This window comes from Cupriavidus sp. a3 (genome assembly GCF_051015765.1).
GTDB lineage: Bacteria > Pseudomonadota > Gammaproteobacteria > Burkholderiales > Burkholderiaceae > Cupriavidus > Cupriavidus oxalaticus_A.
Genome location: NZ_CP170643.1, coordinates 2,359,417 through 2,378,704, shown reverse-complemented (window position 1 = coordinate 2,378,704; position 19,288 = coordinate 2,359,417). Strand labels below are relative to the sequence as shown.

At 68.2% G+C, this 19,288-nt stretch carries 19 protein-coding genes; 10 read left to right on the top strand and 9 right to left on the bottom strand.

Annotation, left to right across the window (positions count from 1 at the left end; translation table 11 throughout):
* The first annotated feature begins 1 nt into the window (after window position 1).
* From ACAD63_RS11585 to ACAD63_RS11550, 8 genes are all read left to right on the top strand, one after another.
* On the top strand, window positions 2-1,192 hold the full coding sequence (locus ACAD63_RS11585) for a fumarylacetoacetate hydrolase family protein (protein WP_135705291.1): 1,191 nt from the start codon (window positions 2-4) through the stop codon (window positions 1,190-1,192).
* A gap of 90 nt (window positions 1,193-1,282) precedes the next feature.
* Entirely contained in the window at window positions 1,283-2,275 is a 993-nt protein-coding gene (locus ACAD63_RS11580; RefSeq protein WP_434032668.1) for a DctP family TRAP transporter solute-binding subunit, read from the top strand.
* A 10-nt stretch (window positions 2,276-2,285) separates the two neighbouring features.
* Window positions 2,286-3,218, top strand: a complete 933-nt coding sequence (locus ACAD63_RS11575) for an amidohydrolase family protein (RefSeq protein ID WP_195427669.1) — start codon at window positions 2,286-2,288, stop codon at window positions 3,216-3,218.
* 27 nt (window positions 3,219-3,245) lie between these two features.
* Window positions 3,246-3,746, top strand: coding sequence for a TRAP transporter small permease (locus ACAD63_RS11570; RefSeq protein WP_116312639.1), 501 nt, complete (start codon window positions 3,246-3,248; stop codon window positions 3,744-3,746).
* Window positions 3,747-3,762: 16 nt separating this feature from the next.
* Window positions 3,763-5,040 (top strand): TRAP transporter large permease, encoded by a 1,278-nt coding sequence (locus ACAD63_RS11565; RefSeq protein ID WP_135705293.1) that lies wholly within the window; start codon window positions 3,763-3,765, stop codon window positions 5,038-5,040.
* A 40-nt stretch (window positions 5,041-5,080) separates the two neighbouring features.
* Complete coding sequence (locus ACAD63_RS11560) at window positions 5,081-6,238, top strand: alpha-hydroxy acid oxidase (RefSeq protein WP_195427668.1); 1,158 nt, start codon at window positions 5,081-5,083, stop codon at window positions 6,236-6,238.
* 55 nt (window positions 6,239-6,293) lie between these two features.
* Entirely contained in the window at window positions 6,294-6,905 is a 612-nt protein-coding gene (locus tag ACAD63_RS11555; protein WP_371704740.1) for a PPC domain-containing DNA-binding protein, read from the top strand.
* Between the two features lie 88 nt (window positions 6,906-6,993).
* Window positions 6,994-7,245 carry a DUF1289 domain-containing protein gene (locus tag ACAD63_RS11550; protein WP_434032667.1) on the top strand — a complete coding sequence of 84 codons (252 nt, stop codon included), beginning with the start codon at window positions 6,994-6,996 and terminating at the stop codon, window positions 7,243-7,245.
* Window positions 7,246-7,268: 23 nt separating this feature from the next.
* Here ACAD63_RS11550 and ACAD63_RS11545 read toward each other — a convergent pair whose 3' ends face one another.
* The 3 genes from ACAD63_RS11545 to ACAD63_RS11535 form a co-directional block, all read right to left on the bottom strand.
* The gene (locus ACAD63_RS11545) at window positions 7,269-7,976 is read right to left on the bottom strand and encodes a glutamine amidotransferase (protein ID WP_434032666.1); all 708 of its coding nucleotides are present in this window, start codon (window positions 7,974-7,976) and stop codon (window positions 7,269-7,271) included.
* A gap of 109 nt (window positions 7,977-8,085) precedes the next feature.
* Complete coding sequence (locus ACAD63_RS11540) at window positions 8,086-10,533, bottom strand: penicillin acylase family protein (RefSeq protein ID WP_434032665.1); 2,448 nt, start codon at window positions 10,531-10,533, stop codon at window positions 8,086-8,088.
* Between the two features lie 94 nt (window positions 10,534-10,627).
* Window positions 10,628-12,058 (bottom strand): aldehyde dehydrogenase family protein, encoded by a 1,431-nt coding sequence (locus ACAD63_RS11535; protein WP_133096203.1) that lies wholly within the window; start codon window positions 12,056-12,058, stop codon window positions 10,628-10,630.
* 215 nt (window positions 12,059-12,273) lie between these two features.
* Here ACAD63_RS11535 and ACAD63_RS11530 point away from each other — a divergent pair, with 215 nt between their 5' ends.
* The gene (locus ACAD63_RS11530; RefSeq protein ID WP_434032664.1) at window positions 12,274-12,888 is read left to right on the top strand and encodes a hypothetical protein; all 615 of its coding nucleotides are present in this window, start codon (window positions 12,274-12,276) and stop codon (window positions 12,886-12,888) included.
* Between the two features lie 73 nt (window positions 12,889-12,961).
* Here ACAD63_RS11530 and ACAD63_RS11525 read toward each other — a convergent pair whose 3' ends face one another.
* The 6 genes from ACAD63_RS11525 to ACAD63_RS11500 all read right to left on the bottom strand — a co-directional run bounded on the left by ACAD63_RS11525 (window position 12,962) and on the right by ACAD63_RS11500 (window position 18,618).
* Window positions 12,962-14,584 (bottom strand): ABC-F family ATPase, encoded by a 1,623-nt coding sequence (locus ACAD63_RS11525; RefSeq protein ID WP_133096205.1) that lies wholly within the window; start codon window positions 14,582-14,584, stop codon window positions 12,962-12,964.
* A gap of 302 nt (window positions 14,585-14,886) precedes the next feature.
* Window positions 14,887-15,846, bottom strand: a complete 960-nt coding sequence (gene ldcA, locus ACAD63_RS11520; RefSeq protein ID WP_434032663.1) for a muramoyltetrapeptide carboxypeptidase — start codon at window positions 15,844-15,846, stop codon at window positions 14,887-14,889.
* Window positions 15,843-16,505 (bottom strand): tRNA adenosine(34) deaminase TadA, encoded by a 663-nt coding sequence (gene tadA, locus ACAD63_RS11515; protein ID WP_434032662.1) that lies wholly within the window; start codon window positions 16,503-16,505, stop codon window positions 15,843-15,845. Before tadA ends, ldcA begins: the two co-directional genes overlap by 4 nt.
* 8 nt (window positions 16,506-16,513) lie before the next feature.
* Complete coding sequence (gene queD, locus ACAD63_RS11510; RefSeq protein WP_135705302.1) at window positions 16,514-16,990, bottom strand: 6-carboxytetrahydropterin synthase QueD; 477 nt, start codon at window positions 16,988-16,990, stop codon at window positions 16,514-16,516.
* Window positions 16,991-17,119: 129 nt separating this feature from the next.
* Entirely contained in the window at window positions 17,120-17,767 is a 648-nt protein-coding gene (gene queE / locus ACAD63_RS11505; RefSeq protein ID WP_434032661.1) for a 7-carboxy-7-deazaguanine synthase, read from the bottom strand.
* Window positions 17,768-18,111: 344 nt separating this feature from the next.
* Window positions 18,112-18,618, bottom strand: a complete 507-nt coding sequence (locus ACAD63_RS11500; RefSeq protein WP_434032660.1) for a DUF1993 domain-containing protein — start codon at window positions 18,616-18,618, stop codon at window positions 18,112-18,114.
* A 254-nt stretch (window positions 18,619-18,872) separates the two neighbouring features.
* On the opposite strand from ACAD63_RS11500, the gene ACAD63_RS11495 reads away from it, so the two are divergent.
* The gene (locus tag ACAD63_RS11495) at window positions 18,873-19,274 is read left to right on the top strand and encodes a hypothetical protein (protein WP_135705304.1); all 402 of its coding nucleotides are present in this window, start codon (window positions 18,873-18,875) and stop codon (window positions 19,272-19,274) included.
* The last annotated feature ends 14 nt before the right edge of the window (window positions 19,275-19,288 follow it).

Here is a 19,288-nt window from a genome sequence, read left to right as displayed (position 1 = left end):
CATGACACGACGCATCTCGGTTGAGGAAACCCTGCCGCGCGACGCGGACCACGCCTTGCTGGTGGGACGCGCGTGGCTGCCCGGCCCGCGCGGGGGCCCCGTGACGGTAGTCGTGCGCGGCGCGGAATTGTTCGATATCACGGCCACCGCGCCCACGATTGCCGGCCTGCTGGCGCTGCCTGACTGCGCCGAACGCGTGCGGCAGGCCACCGGGCCTTCGCTGGGGCTGCTGCAGGACTGGCTCGACTCGACCTGCGCGCACGGGCCGGACCCGGAGCATCGCCACCTGCTGGCGCCGAACGACCTGCAGGTGGTCAAGGCCGCCGGCGTGACCTTTGCCGCCAGCCTGGTCGAGCGCGTGATCGAGGAGCGCGCGCGCGGCGACGCGGCCAGCGCCGCCGCGGTGCGCGAGAGCGTCAGCGCCATCATCGGCACGGGCCTTGCCGCCATTCGCCCGGGTTCGCCCGAAGCCATGCGCATCAAGGATGTGCTGGTCGCGCAGGGGTTGTGGTCGCAATACCTGGAAGTCGGCATCGGCCCGGACGCGGAGATCTTCACCAAGGCCGCGCCGCTGTCATCGGTGGGCACCGGCGTGGATGTGGGCCTGCATCCGGCATCGACCTGGAACAACCCCGAGCCGGAGGTGGTGCTGGCGGTCTCGCCGCGCGGCGAGATCGTCGGCGCGGCGCTGGGCAACGACGTCAACCTGCGCGACTTCGAAGGCCGCAGCGCACTGCTGCTGGGCAAGGCCAAGGACAACAACGCGTCCTGCGGCATCGGCCCGTGGATCCGGCTGTGCGATGCGCATTTCGGCATCGACGAGATCGCGCGGACCGAGATCGGCCTGACCATCGAAGGCGAGGATGGCTTCGTGCTGCATGGCGCCAGCGCGATGACGCAGATCAGCCGTTCGCCGCAGGAACTGGTGGCGCATGCGATGGGCGCGCACCACCAATACCCCGACGGCATGATGCTGTTCTGCGGCACGCTGTTCGCGCCGGTGCAGGATCGCGACGCAGCTGGCGCCGGCTTTACCCATCACCCGGGCGACCGCGTCAGCATTTCGGCGGCGCACTTCGGCGGCCTGGTGAACTGGGTCCGCACCAGCGACGCGCTGCCGCCGTGGACCTTCGGCATCGGCGCGCTGATGGACAGCCTCGCCCGGCGTGGCCTGCTGCATCCGCCGCCCTGATCGCCTCCCGCCCCTGATCCGCCCCTGTATGGGGGCACCGAGAGCCCGGCGCACATCGACCAGGCCGCATCACAAAACCCAGGAGACACCATGAAACACGTTATCCCGCATATCGTGCTGGCAGCGCTATTGTCCGTTGCCGGCGTGGCACAGGCACACGCACAGACACCGGTACCGGTAAAGCTGCGCTTCGCCCATACCGTTCCGGAAACCGATTCGCAGCACCTGGCCGCACTCGCCTTCAGCAAGAAGGTCAGGGAGCGCACCCAGGGCGGCGTCGAGATCCAGGTCTTTGCCAACAGCCAGCTCGGCAACGACACCACCCTCGTCACCGGCGTGCGCAGCGGCACCATCGATATCGGCGCCACCGGCAATCCCTTTGTCACCGGCCTGGCGCCACGCCTGAACGTGCTCGACCTGCCCTACCAGTTCGAGGACGGCCCCTCGGCCTACAAGGTGCTGGACGGCCCGGTCGGCCGTTCATTGCTGGAAGAACTGGGCGCCCACCGCATCAAGGGCCTGGCCTTCTGGGAGATCGGCTTCCGCAGCCTGGGCAACAACAAGCGACCGGTCAGCAAGGCCGAGGACATCCGCGGCCTGAAGATCCGCACCACGCCCAACCCGTCGCATATCAAGGCCTTCCAGCTGCTGGGCGCGAGCCCGCAGCCGATGCCGTTCGCCGAGGTCTTCGGCGCGCTGGAATCCGGCGCGGTCGACGGCCAGGAGAATCCGCCCACGCTGATGGTCTCGGCCAAGATGTACGAGGTGCAGAAGTACGTGTCGATGACGCGCCACGCCTATACCGCGCTGGTGGTGCTGATGAACAAGGCGAAGTTCGACGGGCTCAGGCCCGAGTACCAGAAGGTGCTGCTGGAAGAGGCCGCTGCCGCCGCCACCTACCAGCGCAAGCTCAACGCCGACAACGAGGCTGCGGCTATCGCCACGCTGCGTGCCAGGGGCGTGCAGGTCAACGAGCATCCCGACAACGCCGGCATCCGCAAGGTGGTGCGCGAGGAGACGCGCCAGCTGTTCGTGCAGAAGAACGGCGACGCCGTGCTGCGCGCCATGGACGCCCAGCGCTAGGAGGCCGGCCATGTCCGCATTGCCAGCTGCCATCGTCGACGCCCACCACCACCTGTGGCGGCTCGGCCCGGCACGCTATCCCTGGCTGCAGGAGCGGTACGACGCCGCAGCGTTTTTTCTTGGCGACTACGCCGCGCTGCGGCAGGACTTCGATCCGGCCGACTACCTGCGCCAGTGGGACGGCCTGCCCCTGGCCGCCAGCGTCCACGTGGAAGCCGAGCGGCATGCCGACGAATCGGTGGCCGAGACCGCGTGGCTGCATCAGGTCCACGCGCGCCACGGCTTTCCCAATGCGGTAGTCGCGCATGCCGACTTCAACAGCGACACGCTGGCGGCACAGCTGCGCGCGCACCAGGCCTTCCCGCTGGTGCGGGGCGTGCGGTGCAAGCCGCGCACCAGCCAGTCAGCGGATGCCAGCGTGCGCGGCCAGCCCGGCACGCTGCAGGACCCGCGCTGGCTCTCCGGGCTGCAGCGGCTGGCCGGGCATGGCCTGGCGTGGGACCTGCGGGTGCCGTGGTGGCATCTGGAGGAAGCCGCCGAGGCGATCGCCGCGGTGCCGGGGCTTGCCGTGGTGGTGGAACACACCGGCCTGCCGTGGGACCGCACTGAAGCGGGCCTGTCCGGCTGGCGCCGCGGGCTGGCGGCGCTGGCCAGCCTGCCCGGGGTGCACCTGAAGCTGTCCGAGTTCGGCTTGCCGGGCGCGTCGTGGGATCGCGCCGGCAATGTCGGCGTCATCCGCCAGGCGCTGGAGATCTTCGGCTGGCAGCGCTGCATGTTCGCCAGCAACCTGCCCGTGTCGGGGCTGCGCGCATCGCTGCATGAAATCGTCAATACCGTCGCCGCGGCGCTGGAAGGCCTGCCCGACGCCGCCGCGCAGGCGGTTTGGCACGACAACGCCATGCGCTTTTACCGGATCGGGGCAACCGCGCGACGCCTGCGCTGACCCCCGTCCACCCAGGAGTCCTCAATCATGAACCGAATTACGCTGCGCCTGATCCAGGGCGCGATGGTCGCCATGATGGCCGCCATGATCGTGCTGGTCTTTGGCAACGTGGTGCTGCGCTACGTCTTCAATTCCGGCATTGCCTTCTCCGAGGAAGCCTCGCGCTTCATCTTCATGTGGCTGACGCTGACCGGCGCCCTGCTGGTGATGCATGACAAGGCCCACCTGGGGATGTCCACCGTGGTATCGCGGCTGGGCGAGACCGGGCAGCGTGCCTGCCGCCTTCTCGCCGACGCGGGCGCGCTGGGCTGCTGCCTGCTGCTGGCCCATGGCGCCTGGCAGCTGGTGGCGATCGGCATGGACGACCGCGCACCCGTCACCGGCGTGCCGCTGGGCGTGGTCTATGCCTGCCTGCTGGTGTGCAGCGTCGGCATGGCGGCGATGCTGCTGCACGGGCTGTGGCGCCTCGCCAGCGGCCGCATGGCGCAGCATGAACTGGTGCCGCAGTCCGGCGCCTCCGGCGAATAAGCGCAAGGAGCCTGCCATGACCATCTTTGTCTTTGTCGGCTCGCTGCTGGGCGCAATGTCGCTCGGCATGCCCATCTGTTTTGCGCTGCTGGCTTCCGGGGTCGCGCTGATGCTGCACCTGGGTAACTTCGATACGCAGATCCTCGCGCAGAACATGCTCGAGGGCGTCAACAACTATCCGCTGATGGCGGTGCCGTTCTTCATGCTGGCGGGCGAGCTGATGAACGCCGGCGGCCTGTCGCGGCGCATCGTGCGCGTCGCCGACGCGGCGGTCGGGCACGTCCGTGGCGGGCTGGGCTACGTGGCGATCATCGCGGCGACGGTGGTGGCCAGCATCTCCGGCTCGGCCGTGGCCGATACCGCCGCGGTCGCCGCGCTGCTGATCCCGATGATGCGCAACGCCGGCTACAACGTGCCGCGCGCGGCGGGACTGATCGCGGCGGGTGGCATCATCGCGCCGGTGATCCCGCCGTCGATCGCCATCGTGGTGTTTGGCGTGGTCGCGCAGGTGTCGATCACCAAGCTGTTCCTCGCCGGCATCGCGCCGGGCGCGATGATGGCCCTGACCCTCGCCGTCACCTGGCACTTCTGTGCGCGCAAGGAAAAGCTCGCGCCCACCGAGCCCTTCAATGCCCGCCGCCTGGCCAGGGCCGCGCTCGACGGCATCTGGGCCCTGGTGCTGCCGGTGGTGATCATCGGCGGCATGAAGATCGGCGCGTTCACGCCGACCGAAGCGGCGGTGGTCGCCGTGGTCTACGCCATGGTGGTCGGCCGCTTCGTCTACGGCGAACTGAAGCTGCGCGCGCTGCCGGAACTGATCGTCACCGCGGCCAAGACCTCCGCCACGGTGCTGTTCCTGGTGGCCTGCGCGCTGGTGTCGGCATGGCTGATCACCATCGCCAATATCCCGGCGCAGGTGACCGACCTGCTCGAACCCTTCATCGACAACAAGATCCTGCTGATGTTCGTCATCATGATCCTGGTGATCGTGGTGGGCACCGCGCTCGACCTGATGCCGACGGTGCTGATCATGACCCCGATCCTGATGCCGGTGATCACCAAGGCGGGCATCGACCCGGTGTACTTCGGCGTGATGTTCGTGCTCAACAACGCCATCGGCCTGCTGACGCCGCCGGTGGGCACGGTGCTCAACGTCGTGGCGGGCACTTCGCGCTGCAGCCTGGACAGCGTGATCGGCGGCGTCTGGCCGTTCCTGCTGAGCCTGACCGCGCTGATGTTCCTGTTCGTGCTGTTCCCGCAGCTGATCCTGGTGCCGGCCGCATGGCTGCACTAAGGCCAGGCGCGCTCCATCTTTCTTCCTTGCAGGACACAAGATGCCATCCATCAACGAGATCGAGGACCTGCGCCGGCTCGCCCGGCAGCGGGTGCCGCGCATGTTCTATGAATACGCCGACTCCGGTTCGTGGACCGAGTCCACGTACCGCGCCAACCAGCGCGAGTTCGGCAACATCCTGCTGCGCCAGCGCGTGGCCGTGGATATCGGCGAGCGCCGCGTCGCCACACGCATGCTGGACCAGGACGTCGCCATGCCGGTGGCGATCGCCCCGACCGGGCTGGCCGGCATGCAGCACGCCGACGGCGAGATCCTGGCCGCCCGCGCCGCGCGCGATTTCGGCGTGCCGTTCACGCTGTCCACGGTCAGCATCTGTTCGATCGAAGACGTGGCCGAGGCCACCGGCGGGCATCCGTTCTGGTTCCAGCTCTATGTGATGCGCGACCGCGCCTTCGTCGAACGCCTGATGGACCGCGCCCGCGCCGCGGGCTGCCCGGCGCTGGTGCTGACGCTGGACCTGCCGGTCAGCGCGCAACGCCACAAGGACCTGCGCAACGGCCTGTCGGCGCCGCCGCGCCTGACGCCGTGGAACCTGCTCGACATGATGGGCAAGCCGCGCTGGTGCCTGGGCATGCTGGGCACGCGCCGCCGCAGCTTCGGCAACATCATCGGCCATGTGCAGGGCGTCGACGACATGACCTCGCTGGCCGACTGGTCGAGCCGCCAGTACGACCCGACGCTGGACTGGGACGACGTGGCGTGGATCCGCCGCCGCTGGCCCGGCAAGCTGGTGCTCAAGGGCATCCAGGATGTCGAGGATGCGCGGCTCGCGTGCCAGTCGGGCGCGGACGCGCTGATCGTGTCAAACCACGGCGGCCGGCAGCTCGACGGCGCGCCGGCATCGATCCGCGCCCTGCCCGCCATCGCGCAAGCCGTGGGCGAGCGCATCGAAGTCCATATGGACGGCGGCATCCGCTCCGGGCAGGACGTGCTGAAGGCGGTCGCGCTCGGCGCCCGGGGCGTCTATATCGGCCGGCCGATGCTGTATGGGCTGGGCGCCATGGGACAGGCCGGCGTGACGCGGGCGCTGGAGATCATCCGCAAGGAACTCGACCTGACCATGGCCTTCTGCGGCCACACCGACATCCGCGCGGTCGGCACGGACATCCTGCTGCCGCCGCATCCGCCCGCCTCGTAGTTTTCTTGCCGTAGCCACAAACCCAGACGCAATCAAACCAGACAGGAGACAACAGATGATGATCCTTCGCAAAACCCTGCGCGCCCGCCAGGCGCTCGCCACGTTCGCAGCAGCCACCGCCGTCGGCGCCGTCGCCCTGATGCCCGCGGCAGCCGCGGCGCAGCCCGCGCCATCTGTCGAATGCAAGGCGGCACTGGACGCCCGTGCCCAGAACCCCAACTACCCCCGCGACAGCGTGCCGCGCTACATCAAGACCCCCACCGGCTACCTGCTGGTGCTGCGCATGGGCGACAACGTGTTCGAGCAGATCGAAGCCTTTGCCATCTGCGAGAAGGTGCCCAGCGCGAGCCTGTCCGCGATCGGCTTCGCCAATGTCACGTTCGGCTTCTGGGATGCCGCGAAGAAGCAGTTCAACCCGCGCACCTTCCGCAACGTGGAGATGGCCAGCATCGTCGGCAGCCTGGCGTGGAAGGAAGGCAAGCCGTCGATCCATGCGCATGGCGTGGCCGGTGACAGCAGCTTCGACACGTACGGCGGCCATATCCTGTCGATGGAGGTCGGCACCGGATCACTGGAAGTGACGGTGACGGCTTATCCGCAGCAACTGGAACGCGGCATCGACCCGAAGATCGGCGCGAACGTGCTGGGACTGCGCGATAGCCACTGACGGGCTGCGGGATTGGACGGTGGGACCGGTGGCGGCCGGTCCCACCCCGTATAATGTCCCCCCGTTTCACCCCAACCCACCCGTTAACATGCCGCAGTCTCCCGAATCCGCCCCGTTCCGCCCTCAATCGGGCACCGGCAACACGGATTCCACGCTGTCAGAGCGCCCCGACAGCCCATGCATCGGCATCTGCTCCACCCTCTTCGACGAAATCTGCCAGGGCTGCGGGCGCACCGCCGCCGAGGTCAGCAACTGGGTGTTCTTCAGCGACGAGGAAAAGCAGGTGGTGTGGGAGCGCATCACCCGCGAAGGCACGGCCCGCCGCTTCCGGCAGGGCTGATACGCCTGCGCGGGAACGACTGCTCATAGCCCCGCCTGGTCCAGCCAGCGGGCAAACATGCGTTCGCCTGCCGCCGCCACGCCCGCGCCGACTTCCGCCGTGCGCGCCCGGATAGCGCGCGGCTCGATGCCGGCCTTGCCGAGTTCGACGGTATGGCCGATCAGCCAGGCCTCGATGTCGCCGGGCAGCACTTCGGGATGGAATTGCAGCGCCAGCACCTGGTTGCCGACGGCATACGCCTGGTTGGTCACCGCGGCCGTCGACGCCAGCAGTTCGGCGCCTGGCGGCAGGTCGAAGGTATCGCCGTGCCAGTGCAGCACTTCCCAGTTGGCCGCGGCGAGTTCGCCAAGCGCCGAATCCCGTCCGGCCGGCGTCGGCATGATCGGCGCCCAGCCGATCTCGCGCGTGCCGGGATACACGCGCGCACCGGCGGCTCGCGCGATCAGCTGCGCGCCCAGGCAGACCCCGATCATCTTGCCGCCGGCGGCCAGCCGCTGGCGGATCAGCGCGATCTCGCCTTCCAGCCACGGATAGGCATCGGTTTCGTAGACGCCGATCGGGCCGCCCAGGATCAGCAGCAGGTCGGCCGGGTCATCGACGATGGGGCGCAGGTCGTCGACACCCGCCTGGAATACCCGCAGCGCATGACCCCGCGCGCGCAGCGCATTGCCGATCACGCCCGCATGCTCGAATGCGAGGTGCTGGATCACATGGGTGGTGCGTGTGGCCATGGGCGACTCCTGCCGATCGGAAAGGGTCCTCATGGTAGCGCCAATGGCCCCGCCGCGAGAAAACCACGCCAGGATATCGGCTGTTGCGGCGGCATGCCGCCACGCTGCGCTATCTTGCCGCGGCCGGAACCAGGGTCAGGGCTTCGGCCTGCGCGGGTGCCGGGGGCATGGTCACGTACTCCACCGCCGCCCATTTGCCGGTCCAGTCGCGATAGCGCGGCAGCAACGCGTTGCCGGACTGCCCCGTCGAATCCATGAAGCGCGATCCCGGCAGGTCGGCCAGGTCGTACAGCGCCCGCACGCTGGCGGCATGGGTATTTTCGAACGGCGCCTTCGCGTCGCGCAGGTTATGGCGGCCGACGTTGACCGTATACGTGTCGCCGCCGGTCGGCACGCGCAGGTTGAACAGCGGCGACAGGTATGCGACCTTGCCGAACGGCTTGTGCTCGGAACGGGCCGTATGCGCCTCGCCCCAGCGCCAGCGCGTCGGGTCGTCGCCATAGCGGCGCGACAGGTCGGCCATGGCCTGGGTCCAGGCATCGGCGATCGCGTCGTTGCAGCTTTCCACGGGGCGCGTATGCGGGCGGTCGCACCAGAACGCGCCAAGCTTGCCGGGGTCGCGCAGGATATTCAGCATCGGCTGCTGCACGTTGCGCTGGTCCCACAGCCGGACAAAGATGGCCTCGCCGACCTTTTCCTCGAACAGCCGCCGCGACAGCTCGCGCAGCCAGGCGGTGACCACCAGCGGCTCGGCACGATCGGCATCCATGGTGCCGTCCCACTTGCGCAGCGCCTCGAGCAGCGCGCGCTCGCGTTGCGGCCGGGCGGCATCGCTGCCGACCGGTGCGGTCAGCAGCAGCGGCAAGGCGTCGCGCACGGCCAGCGAGAGCACGTCTTTCTGGATCGTGGCGAAGGTGTCGAAGGTGTGCCTGGGCGTGGCCGCCAGCAACGCCTGGATGCGGTCATGGCGGTACGGCACCGTCCATTCGCTGGTGATGAAGTAGGGGTAGTCCGGCGGCACGATGCGCTGGTTGGCGGTCACGATCACGCCTTCCGCCGGGTTGTAGCGCTGCGGCAGCGACTCGAACGGGATAAAGCCGGCCCAGTCATAGCGCGCATCCCAGCCCGGCGCGGGCGCCAGGCCCTTCAGGTCGTTGTCGGCGCGGCGCAGCGGCACCCGGCCCGGCGCGAAAAAGCCGATATTGCCGTCGACATCGGCGTAGACGATGTTCTGCTGCGGAGAATGGAAGTCGCGCAGCGCGGCGGTGAAGCTGGCCCAGTCGCGCGCCTCGTTCATCTTCATGCCGGCCTGGAAGGTGCGGTCGTCCGGACGCAGCGCGGTCCACTGGAACGCAACCACGTATTGCGCGCCAAGCGGCCCGGCCGCGGCGGACAGCGGCTCGGCCACGTCCGAGATGACCGGCCCGTGGCGCGTGCTGCGGACCTTCAGCGTCACGTCGGGCGCGCCCTTGACGCGGATGGTCTCGGTGCGGGTCTCGAAGGTGGCCCAGCCGTCCGGCGTCTGGTACTGGGTTTCGCTGCCGGGGCGCAGCCGTTCGATAAACAGGTCCTGCACGTCCGGCGCGGTATTGGTCAGGCCCCAGGCGATGCGGTCGTTGTGCCCGAGCACGACCACCGGAATGCCGGGCAGCGTGGCCCCGGCCACGTCGAGCCCCGGGGCGGTCATGCGGGCGAAGTACCACAGCGCCGGCGCCTGCAAGCCGAGGTGCGGATCGTTGGCCAGCATCGGCTTGCCTGATTGCGTGTGCGCGCCGGAGACCACCCAGTTGTTCGAGCCCATGCCCTCGACATAGCCCGGCGGCGCCTTGTCGCCGACGCTGGCCATGGCATTCGCCAGCGGCGCCAGTTGCTTGTACAGGTGGCCGTAGTCCATGGTGCGCACCGGCTGCTCGTCCGGGTACGGCGCCAGCAGTTCGCTGATGCGCGCCACCGGCAGCACCTGCGCCAGTCGCATGCGCAGCGTCTCCTGGTTCCAGTTGCCGCCCAGGTCCCAGGCCATCATGGTCTGCCAGCCGAGCGTATCGGCCGGCTCCCATTGCTCCGGCTGCGTGCGCAGCAACAGGAATTCAGGCGGCAGCGGTCCCTGCCGATGGTCGATCCACGCATTGACGCCGTCGGCGTACGCCTGCAGTGCCGCCCGCGTCTCCGGCGAGGCCTGCGCAAGGATCGCTTCGGCATTGCGCCTCACGCCCAGCGTGCGCAGGAACCTGTCGGTATCGAGCGCGGAGGGCCCCAGGATCTCGGCGAGCCGGCCGGCCACCACGCGCTTGTTCATCTGCATCTGCCACAGCCGGTCCTGCGCGTGGACATAGCCCAGCGCGAACCATGCGTCGGCCTTGCTGGCGGCACGGATCTGCGGCACGCCGTTGCCATCGCGCACCACCGTGACCTGGCCACGCAGGCCGGGCAGCGCGACCGTGCCGGATGCGGGCGGCTGGGCCGCCTGGCGATACCAGATGAAGGCCCCCGCCGTGCCGGCTAGCGCCAGCACCAGCAGCCATCCCACAAGCCTGGCCAGACGACCGAACCAGCGCATCGTTGCTCCCCTCTTATCGTTATCGTTGCGTGCCCCCGGCGGCAATGCAAAAAATGCCCGGACCGGCCGGGCATTTTCCCATGTCGCGCAGGCCTCAGGCCGGCTTCCTCAACTGCAGGGCCTTGTATTCGAGGAATTCCTCCAGCCCGTACTTGCCGGCTTCGCGCCCGTTGCCGGACTGCTTGTAGCCGCCGAACGGAGCGGCCATGTTGAACGGCCCGCCGTTGATGTCGACCTGGCCGGTGCGGATGCGCCGCGCCACGCGGATCGCACGCGCCTCGTCGCCGGACCAGACGCCGCCGCCCAGCCCATAGATGCTGTCGTTGGCAATGCGGACCGCGTCTTCCTCGGTGTCGTAGCAGATGATCGTCAGCACCGGCCCGAAGATCTCCTCCTGCGCCACGGTGGCACGCGGCTCGACATTGCCGAGCACGGTCGGCTTGACGAAGAAGCCCTGGTCCAGCCCTTCCGGCGCCTCGGGGCCGCCGGCCACCAGTTCGGCGCCCTCTTCCAGCCCGCGGCGGATATAGCCGGTGACGCGCTCCTTCTGCACGGCGGAAATCAGCGGTCCGAGCCTGGTGGTTTCCTGCAGCGGATCGCCCACGGTAAAGCCGGCCACCACCTTCTGCGCGATCGCTTTCACTTCGTCGTAGCGGGCGCGCGGTACCAGCATGCGGGTATGCGCCGAGCAGGTCTGGCCGGAGTTGAGGAAGCAGGCGCTGATCGTGCCCTTGACCGCCGCCGGCAGGTCGGCATCGTCCAGCACCACCGAGGCAGACTTGCCGCCCAGCTCCAGCGCAACGCGCTTGACCGTCTGCGACGCCAGCTCCGACACGCGCTTGCCGGCGCGGGTCGAACCGGTGAACGACACCATGTCGACCTCCGGATGGCTCGCCAGCACCTCGCCCACCACCGGGCCAAACCCCGTCACCAGGTTGAACACACCCGGCGGCAGGCCCGCGGCCTCGATCACCTCGGCCAGCACGAAGGCGTTCAGCGGCGCCACTTCCGACGGCTTGAGCACCACCGTGCAGCCCGCGGCCAGCGCCGGCGCAACCTTCAGCGTGATCTGGTTGAGCGGGTAGTTCCACGGCGTGATCGCCGCCACCACGCCCACCGGCTCGCGCACCACCAGCGAATTGCCGACTTCTTCCTCGAAGGGGAAGGTATCGAGCAGCTTGGCGGCCTGCCCCCAGTTGTAGACCGGGCCGCCCACCTGGATCGCGCGCGCCAGCTTGATCGGCATGCCGACTTCGCCGGCGATCATCTGGGCCAGTTCTTCGCTGCGCGCCTTCAGCCCTTCGGCGATTTTGGCGATATAGCCGGCGCGCACCGACGCGGGCGTCGACGCCCAGCCGTCAAAGGCAGCGCGCGCGGCCTGGATGGCGTCTTCCGCGTCGCGCGGCGAGCCTTCGGGAATGGTCCCCATCACCGCTTCGGTGCTGGAATGAATGACGTCGATGGTGCCGGTACCGTGGGGCACGACCCACTTGCCGTTGATAAACAGTTTGTCTCGTTGTTGCATGGCCACAGTTCTCGGTTGGTGCTGAGTTTGACGGATGAGCAACCGCAATTTTTTGTTACTTTTATGGTGCACGCACATTGTAGAGCGGTTTGGAGACTATGTTTCCAGCCCTGGCAGCCCCCGCGCCGGGCGCGTCTCTTCAAATGGCGATAATCGGCCGCACCCGGATACGGGATGCTCGCACGGACGGCCGGCATAACAAGGGAGCGAGACACATGGTCGATCCGATCTACCGCAAGACGGATGCGGGACAGGACGAGATCAGGACGCGCGCGCGCAAGCTGGACCACAAGCTGCGCGCGCTGCTGCTGATGGTCAACGGTGAGCGCCGCGGGCAGGACCTGCTGGCGCAGGTGGCAGGCATGGGGGTCGGGCCCGATGCCCTCGACATGCTGGCCGCCCAGGGGCTGGTCGAGCCAGTGCATGAGGCGGCACCGGCGCTAGCGGCTGCGGCTGCGGCGCCGGATGCCCCGGCACGCACTTCGGCCGCGGCGGCGGATACCAACCTGTTTTCGGTGTACGCCATGCGGCACGGGCCGGCAGCAACGCCCGACGCGGCACAGACGACCCAGCCGACGCACTCTGCCGCCGAGATCGACGCGTTCCAGCGCCTCTACCACTTCTATACCGACGTCATCGGCCAGCACCTGGGCCTGCGCGGCTACATGCTGCAGGTAAAGGTGGAAAAAGCGCAGGACCTGCCCGCGCTGCTGACCCTGCGCGAGCCGCTGCACGCGGCGCTGCTCAGGGCCAAAGGCGAAATCACGGCGCATGCGATCCTGCGTGAGCTGGACTCCATCGCACAGGACCTCCCGGCAGTGGCCGGATAAGCGGCGATCCCCGCGCCAGACAGCAAGAAGGCCGCCTCGGAAGGCGGCCCTTTTTCATCGGCATGAGGCAAACTCAGCCGTCGATCCCCTGCGACTGCAGGTACTCGTCATACGTGCCCAGGTAGTCGGTCAGCGTGCCGTCGGTGCGCACTTCGATCACGCGCGTCGCCAGGCCGCTCACGAACTCGCGGTCGTGCGACACGAAGATCAGCGTGCCCTGGAACTTGTCCAGCGCGATCTGCATCGACTCGATCGACTCCATGTCCATGTGGTTGGTCGGCTCGTCCAGCGCCAGCACGTTATGGCGGCCCAGCATCAGCTTGCCCCAGATCATGCGGCCCTTCTCGCCGCCGGACAGCACCTTGACGTTCTTCTTGATGTCGTCGGCAGAGAACAGCAGCCGGCCCAGCGTGCCGCGCAGCGAGGTTTCGTCATCGCCGGCCTGCGTCCACTGGCTCATCCAGTCCATCACGTCGCGATCCGCCGGGAATTCCTCGTACGTGTCCTGCGGCATGTAGCCGACATTGGCGTTCTCGGCCCACTTGACCGAGCCGCGATCCACCTCGACGCCACGCTGCACGCCGGTCTGCACCGCGCCGTTGAGCAGGCTGCGCAGCAGCGTGGTCTTGCCCGCACCGTTTTCGCCGATGATCGCCACGCGCTCGCCGGCCTGGATCGCCATCGACAGGCTGTCGATGATCTTGCGGTCGTAGCTCTTGGTGACGTTCTCCACCTCGACCGCCAGGTTGTGCAGCTTCTTCTCGAACTCGAAGCGGATGAACGGGTTCTGGCGCGACGACGGCTTGATGTCCTCGACCTTGATCTTCTCGATCTGCTTGGCCCGCGAGGTGGCCTGGCGTGCCTTGGACTTGTTGGCCGAGAAGCGGCGCACGAAGTCCTGCAGTTCGGAGATGCGCTCCTTGGCGCGCGCGTTGGCGGCCATCTGGCGCTCGCGGGCCTGCATCGACGCTTCCATGTAGTCGTCGTAGTTGCCCGGGTAGACCTTGAGCGTGCCGTAGTCCATGTCGGCCATGTGCGTGCAGACCGAGTTCAGGAAGTGGCGATCGTGCGAGATGATGATCATGGTGGAGTTGCGCTCGTTGAGCACGGTCTCCAGCCAGCGGATCGTGTTGATGTCCAGGTTGTTGGTCGGTTCGTCCAGCAGCAGCACGTCCGGGTTCGAGAACAGTGCCTGCGCCAGCAGCACGCGCAGCTTCCAGCCCGGTGCGACGTCGCTCATCGGGCCCTGGTGCTGCGCGGTGGGGATGCCCACGCCCAGCAGCAGTTCGCCGGCGCGCGCCTCGGCGGTGTAGCCGTCGTACTCGGCGTACTTGGCTTCCAGCTCGGCGGCCTTCATGTAGTCTTCGTCGGTCGCTTCCGGGTTGGCGTAGATGGCGTCGCGCTCCTGCGCGGCGGCCCACATCTCGGTGTGGCCCATCATCACCACGTCCAGCACGCGCATGTCTTCATAGGCGAACTGGTCCTGGCGCAGCTTGCCCAGGCGGATGCCGGGCTCCAGCATGACGTTGCCCGACGACGGCTCGAGGTCGCCGCCCAGGATCTTCATGAAGGTGGACTTGCCGCAGCCGTTCGCGCCGATCAGGCCGTAGCGGTTCCCCTCGCCGAACTTGACCGAGATATTCTCGAACAACGGCTTGGGGCCGAACTGCATGGTGATGTTTGCGGTAGAAAGCACGTCTGGAACCTTGTCTGGAGAATGTGGCGCCGCGGCACTGGCCGCATTGCGCAGGTTGTTGCACCGGGGTGCACCCCATGCCGTTCAGGGGCCGGCCCTGCCGGCAGGCATCGCGCCGTCCGGAGCATTCCGGAGCCATGGCTGGCGATGCGGCAGGGGCCGCGCCCGGTTCTTGCGAGAACCCGGCAGGAAGTCAGGAAATAACCGCATATTCTACCATCCGGATGCGTTCCTTGCATCCGTAGGCGGGACGATGAACGCCTGGCGGCCTGCATGTGGCGGCCGCGCTTCGCGTGCAGCGCTCAGGCCACCGGCGGCAGCACCGGATAGCCGGAAAACGCCATCGAAAACCCGTCGGCACGTGCGGCCAGCCGCACCTGCGCGCCCACCGGCAGCGTCAGCTTGCGCGCGCAATGGCCGAACGGCAGGCCGGTCAGCACCGGCATCGGCAGCTGGCCGCGCAGGTAGGCCACCACGGCGTCCATGTCGTAGCCGTTGTCGTAGTCGGTGACGCGATAGTTGGAGAAGTCGCCCAGCACGATGGCGCGCTGGGTGTCGAGCACGCCGGCCTGCTGCAACTGGAGCAGCATGCGTTCGACCCGGTACGGCGGCTCGTTGATGTCTTCCAGGAACAGCACCCCGCCCTCGACCCGCGGCATGAAGGGCGTGCCGAGCAGGCTGCACAGCATGGCCAGGTTGCCGCCCCACAGCGTGCCGGACACTTCGCCGCTGAACGGCTGCCCGCCGGCCTGCGGCGCCGCCACGTCGACCCGGTAGGCCGGATCGCGCAGGATGCCTTCGAAGTGCTCCCACATGTACGGATCGACGCTGTCCGCGCCAAAGTCCGCCAGCAGCATCGGTCCGGAAAAGCTGATGCCGCCGGCCGCGGCCAGGTAAGCGAGCTGGAACGCCGTGAAGTCGCTGTGCCCGACGATGGGCGTGGCGCTGGCGCGCGCCTGTTCGGCGATGCGCGCGAAGTCCACCTGCGCCAGCAGCCGGGCGATGCCGTAGCCGCCGCGCACCGCCAGCGTCAGCTCATGCGGCGCGCCGGTGCCGATGGCATGCAGGTCGGCCAGCCGCTCCGCGTCGGTGCCGCCGAAGCGCAGGTAGCGCCGGGCCAGCACGTCGGGGTTGGTGGTGTGGTAGCCGTGCTGCTTGAGCCAGGCAACGCCGCGCGCGGCAACGGCGACGTCGTGCGGATAGCCGGACGAGGCAATCAGTCGGACTTCGGTATGCGGCGGCCTGCTGTTCGGCGTGCTCATGCGTCGTTGGCTTTGTTCTGTGTATTCGGTTCGGGACGGGTCGGACAGGCGCAGGCTGCGTCGGTTCCGGCCTCGCTGCCTGCCTCGACATCGGCGCCGACACCGCCGGCAACACCGCGGGCAGCCCTCTGTGCGCGGCGCCTGGCCCCGAAGAAATCCTTCAGCATCCGCCCGCAGGTGTCGGCCAGCACGCCGCCGGTGATGGTGGTCTGGTGGTTGAGCTGCGCGTGCTCGAACAGGTTGAGCACGCTGCCGGCGGCACCGGTCTTCGGATCCGTGGCGCCGAATACCACGTGGCGCAGCCGCGCATGCAGGATCGCGCCGCTGCACATCGCGCACGGTTCCAGCGTCACGTATAGCTCGCACTCGGGCATGCGGTAGTTGCCGATCACCTGCGCGGCGGCGCGCAGCGCCTGCATTTCGGCATGCGCGGAAGGATCGACCGAGCGGATCGGCAGGTTGTGGCCGCGCGCGATGATGGTGTCGTTCCAGACCACCACCGCGCCGACCGGCACTTCGCCGACGGCCTCGGCCAGGCGCGCCTCCTCCAGCGCGGCGCGCATGTAGCGGGCATCGCGCGCGGCAGCCTCGGCCGGATCGTCCGGCAGCGCGCGCGGGGCCCTCAGTGGCATCGGCGGCAGCGGCGGCGTCTCTGGCATCGGCAGGATCAGTCTTGCGCCGGCAGCACTGCCGGGGCGCTGACTTCGGCCCAGCAATTGGGGGTTTCGAACAGCACCAACCTGGTCAACTGCAGGTGGTGGCCGAAGCAATCCTTGAACACCGGCGCCAGGATATCGAAGGCGACCTGGGCCAGGTTCTCGACGGTGGGGATGGCATCCAGCACCACTGTCTTGTGCCCTTCCATCGATTGCAGGAAGTTCAGCAGCGCGGTGTCGCCGCGGTAGATCAGGAAGGCGTGGTCCCACTTGTTGACCAGGTGCTCGTTGGCGAGCGCCTTGATATCGCCGAAGTCCAGGATCATGCCGTCATCCGAGGCACCTTCGCGATGCAGCACCTCGCCCGACAGCGTCAGGTCCAGCCGGTAGCGGTGGCCGTGGATATTGCGGCACTGGCCGCCGTGGTTCGGGATGCGGTGGCCGGAGTCGAATTCCAGCCGGCGGGTAATGGAAACTTGTTTGCTCATGTGTAGCGGCGCCCTTTCCGTGGTCCAGGCCGCCTGCGTTGGACGGGCGCCGCGCGTGCGCCCGAAGCCTCTATTGTGTACGTTTGCCCAGCGTTGAGCAAAACCCGGGGCAAAACCCCGGAGCCGCGCTCAACGAATGCCCAGCAGCTTGTGGGTCTGCAACGACAGCCGCCAGCGCGGATGGCGCTGGCAGAAGTCCACCGCGGCGGCCGTATTTTCGCGCTGCAGCGGGCCGTCCATGGGCTGCACCAGGAAATGCTCGAAATCAAGCTGCTCGTATGCGGCAAAGTCCTGGCCCGCCTGCGGGATCACGACCTTGAGCTCGTCGCCGCCCCTGACCACCAGCTCGGAACCCATCTTGGGACTCACGCAAACCCAGTCGATGCCGGGCGGCACGGCGATGGTGCCGTTGGTCTCGATCGCGATCTCGAAGCCATGCTCATGCAGCGCATCGATCAGCGGCGCGTCGAGCTGCAGCAGCGGCTCGCCCCCGGTGCACACCACCAGCGGCTTGCCCAGCGGCCTGCCACCAGCGCCCTGCGGCCATTCCGAGGCGACCACCGCGGCCAGCTCCCCGGCGGTGCGGTACTTGCCGCCGCGGGTGCCATCGGTGCCGACGAAATCGGTGTCGCAGAACTGGCATACCGCGCTGGCGCGATCCTCTTCGCGGCCGCTCCACAGGTTGCAGCCGGCAAAGCGGCAGAACACCGCGGCGCGGCCGGCGTTGGCGCCCTCGCCCTGCAGCGTATAGAAGATTTCCTTGACGGCGTAAGTCATGCGTGAGGTCTCTCTGGGACCGTAAACGGATTATGGCAGCGGAATATCGGCAGCCTTCGGGCTGGCCGGGTGTATTGGTATGGTTGGGCTCGGCCAGGGGCCAGTCTTGGCGGATCGATCGGCGGGACCGATGCCGTCCAGGGCGGGCGCACGATCGTGGCTATCGCTGGCAGCGCGGGCGGGAAGCACCGGGTTCCGGCGCAGGGGTCGAATCCGCCCCGTGGCCTGTCGCAGGCTGCGTCCGGCCGCTCCGGACACGGCTCGGACAACATCTGAGTATACCAGAGGGCTAAGGGTTTTTGCCTAGGGCCGGCGTGACGCGCGCGTCGCCCGCCGGCCGCACCTTACTTGAGCCCGAGGTAGTCGCGCTTGCCGATCTGCACACCCTTGTGGCGCAGGATGTCGTAGCCCGTGGTCACGTGGAAATAGAAGTTGGGCAGCGCAAACCCCAGCAGGTACGACTTGCCGTCGAACGTCACCGGCCCTTGCCGCAATTTCAGTTCGATCACGCGCTGTTCGCTGCCCTCGAGCTGCGCCGGCGTGATCTGCTCCAGGAACACGATGGTGCGCGCGATGCGGTCCTGCAGCTCGGGGAACGAGGTTTCGGTGTCGGCGAACGATGGCACCTCGATCCCCGCCAGCCGCGCCGCGGCGCCCTTGGCGGCGTCGCTGGCGCGCTGGACCTGCGCCGACAGCGGATCCATGTCGGCGATCAGCCGGGTCTGGATCAAGTCGGCCGGATCCATGCCCTGCGCCTGCGCGTGCGCGGCGCCCTTGTCGAGGATCGCGGCAAGGTTGCCGAGGGCGCGGATAAACGGCGGGATCGATACGTCGTACATCGAAAGTGCCATGGGGTCTCCTGGTGTGGCGTGTGTGGTCGCGGTTGTAGTGATTGCCGGGGGTCGGCAGGCTGTCCTGGCAACCTGCCGCGAGCATAGAACGGATTGGCCTTTGCCGCAGAACCTGCCACCGATTCTTGCAGCAGTGCCGGCGTCTCTTGCCGCATCCGAGGGCAACGCAACGGTTCGAGCGCCGCAGGCGGGCAACCTGATTTAACATATCTGGCCATCGCCCCGGAATCCGGCGGAGCCACCGCCGCGCCCCCATGAACGCGTCGTTCCCCCTTCGCACGGAGTGCCCGCCGGGCGCCTGCATCTGCGGGCGCGAAGCGCTGTTGAGTGATCCCGGCGCCGACCTGCGCGTGCTGCGGCTCACCCGCGCCGAGGAAAAGCGCCTGGTCGAGCGGCTCGAGAATCTGACCAGCCTGGCCGAACTGCGCCGCATGGAGGGCCTGATGCAGGCCCAGCTGAATATCGTGCTGACCATCACGCCCAGCGCGCGCGGCGTGAAGACGGTGCGCGGCATCAATATCCAGGTGCAGGAACAGCCGGGCCTGTGCCGCAAGATCCGCCAGTCCATTCCCGCGGCCATCCGGCGCAGCATGGAGCAGCATCCGGAGATCGCCTATGCGATCGTCGATGCGCACGACCTGCTGGGTGGGGCCTGAAGCGCGCGGGACGC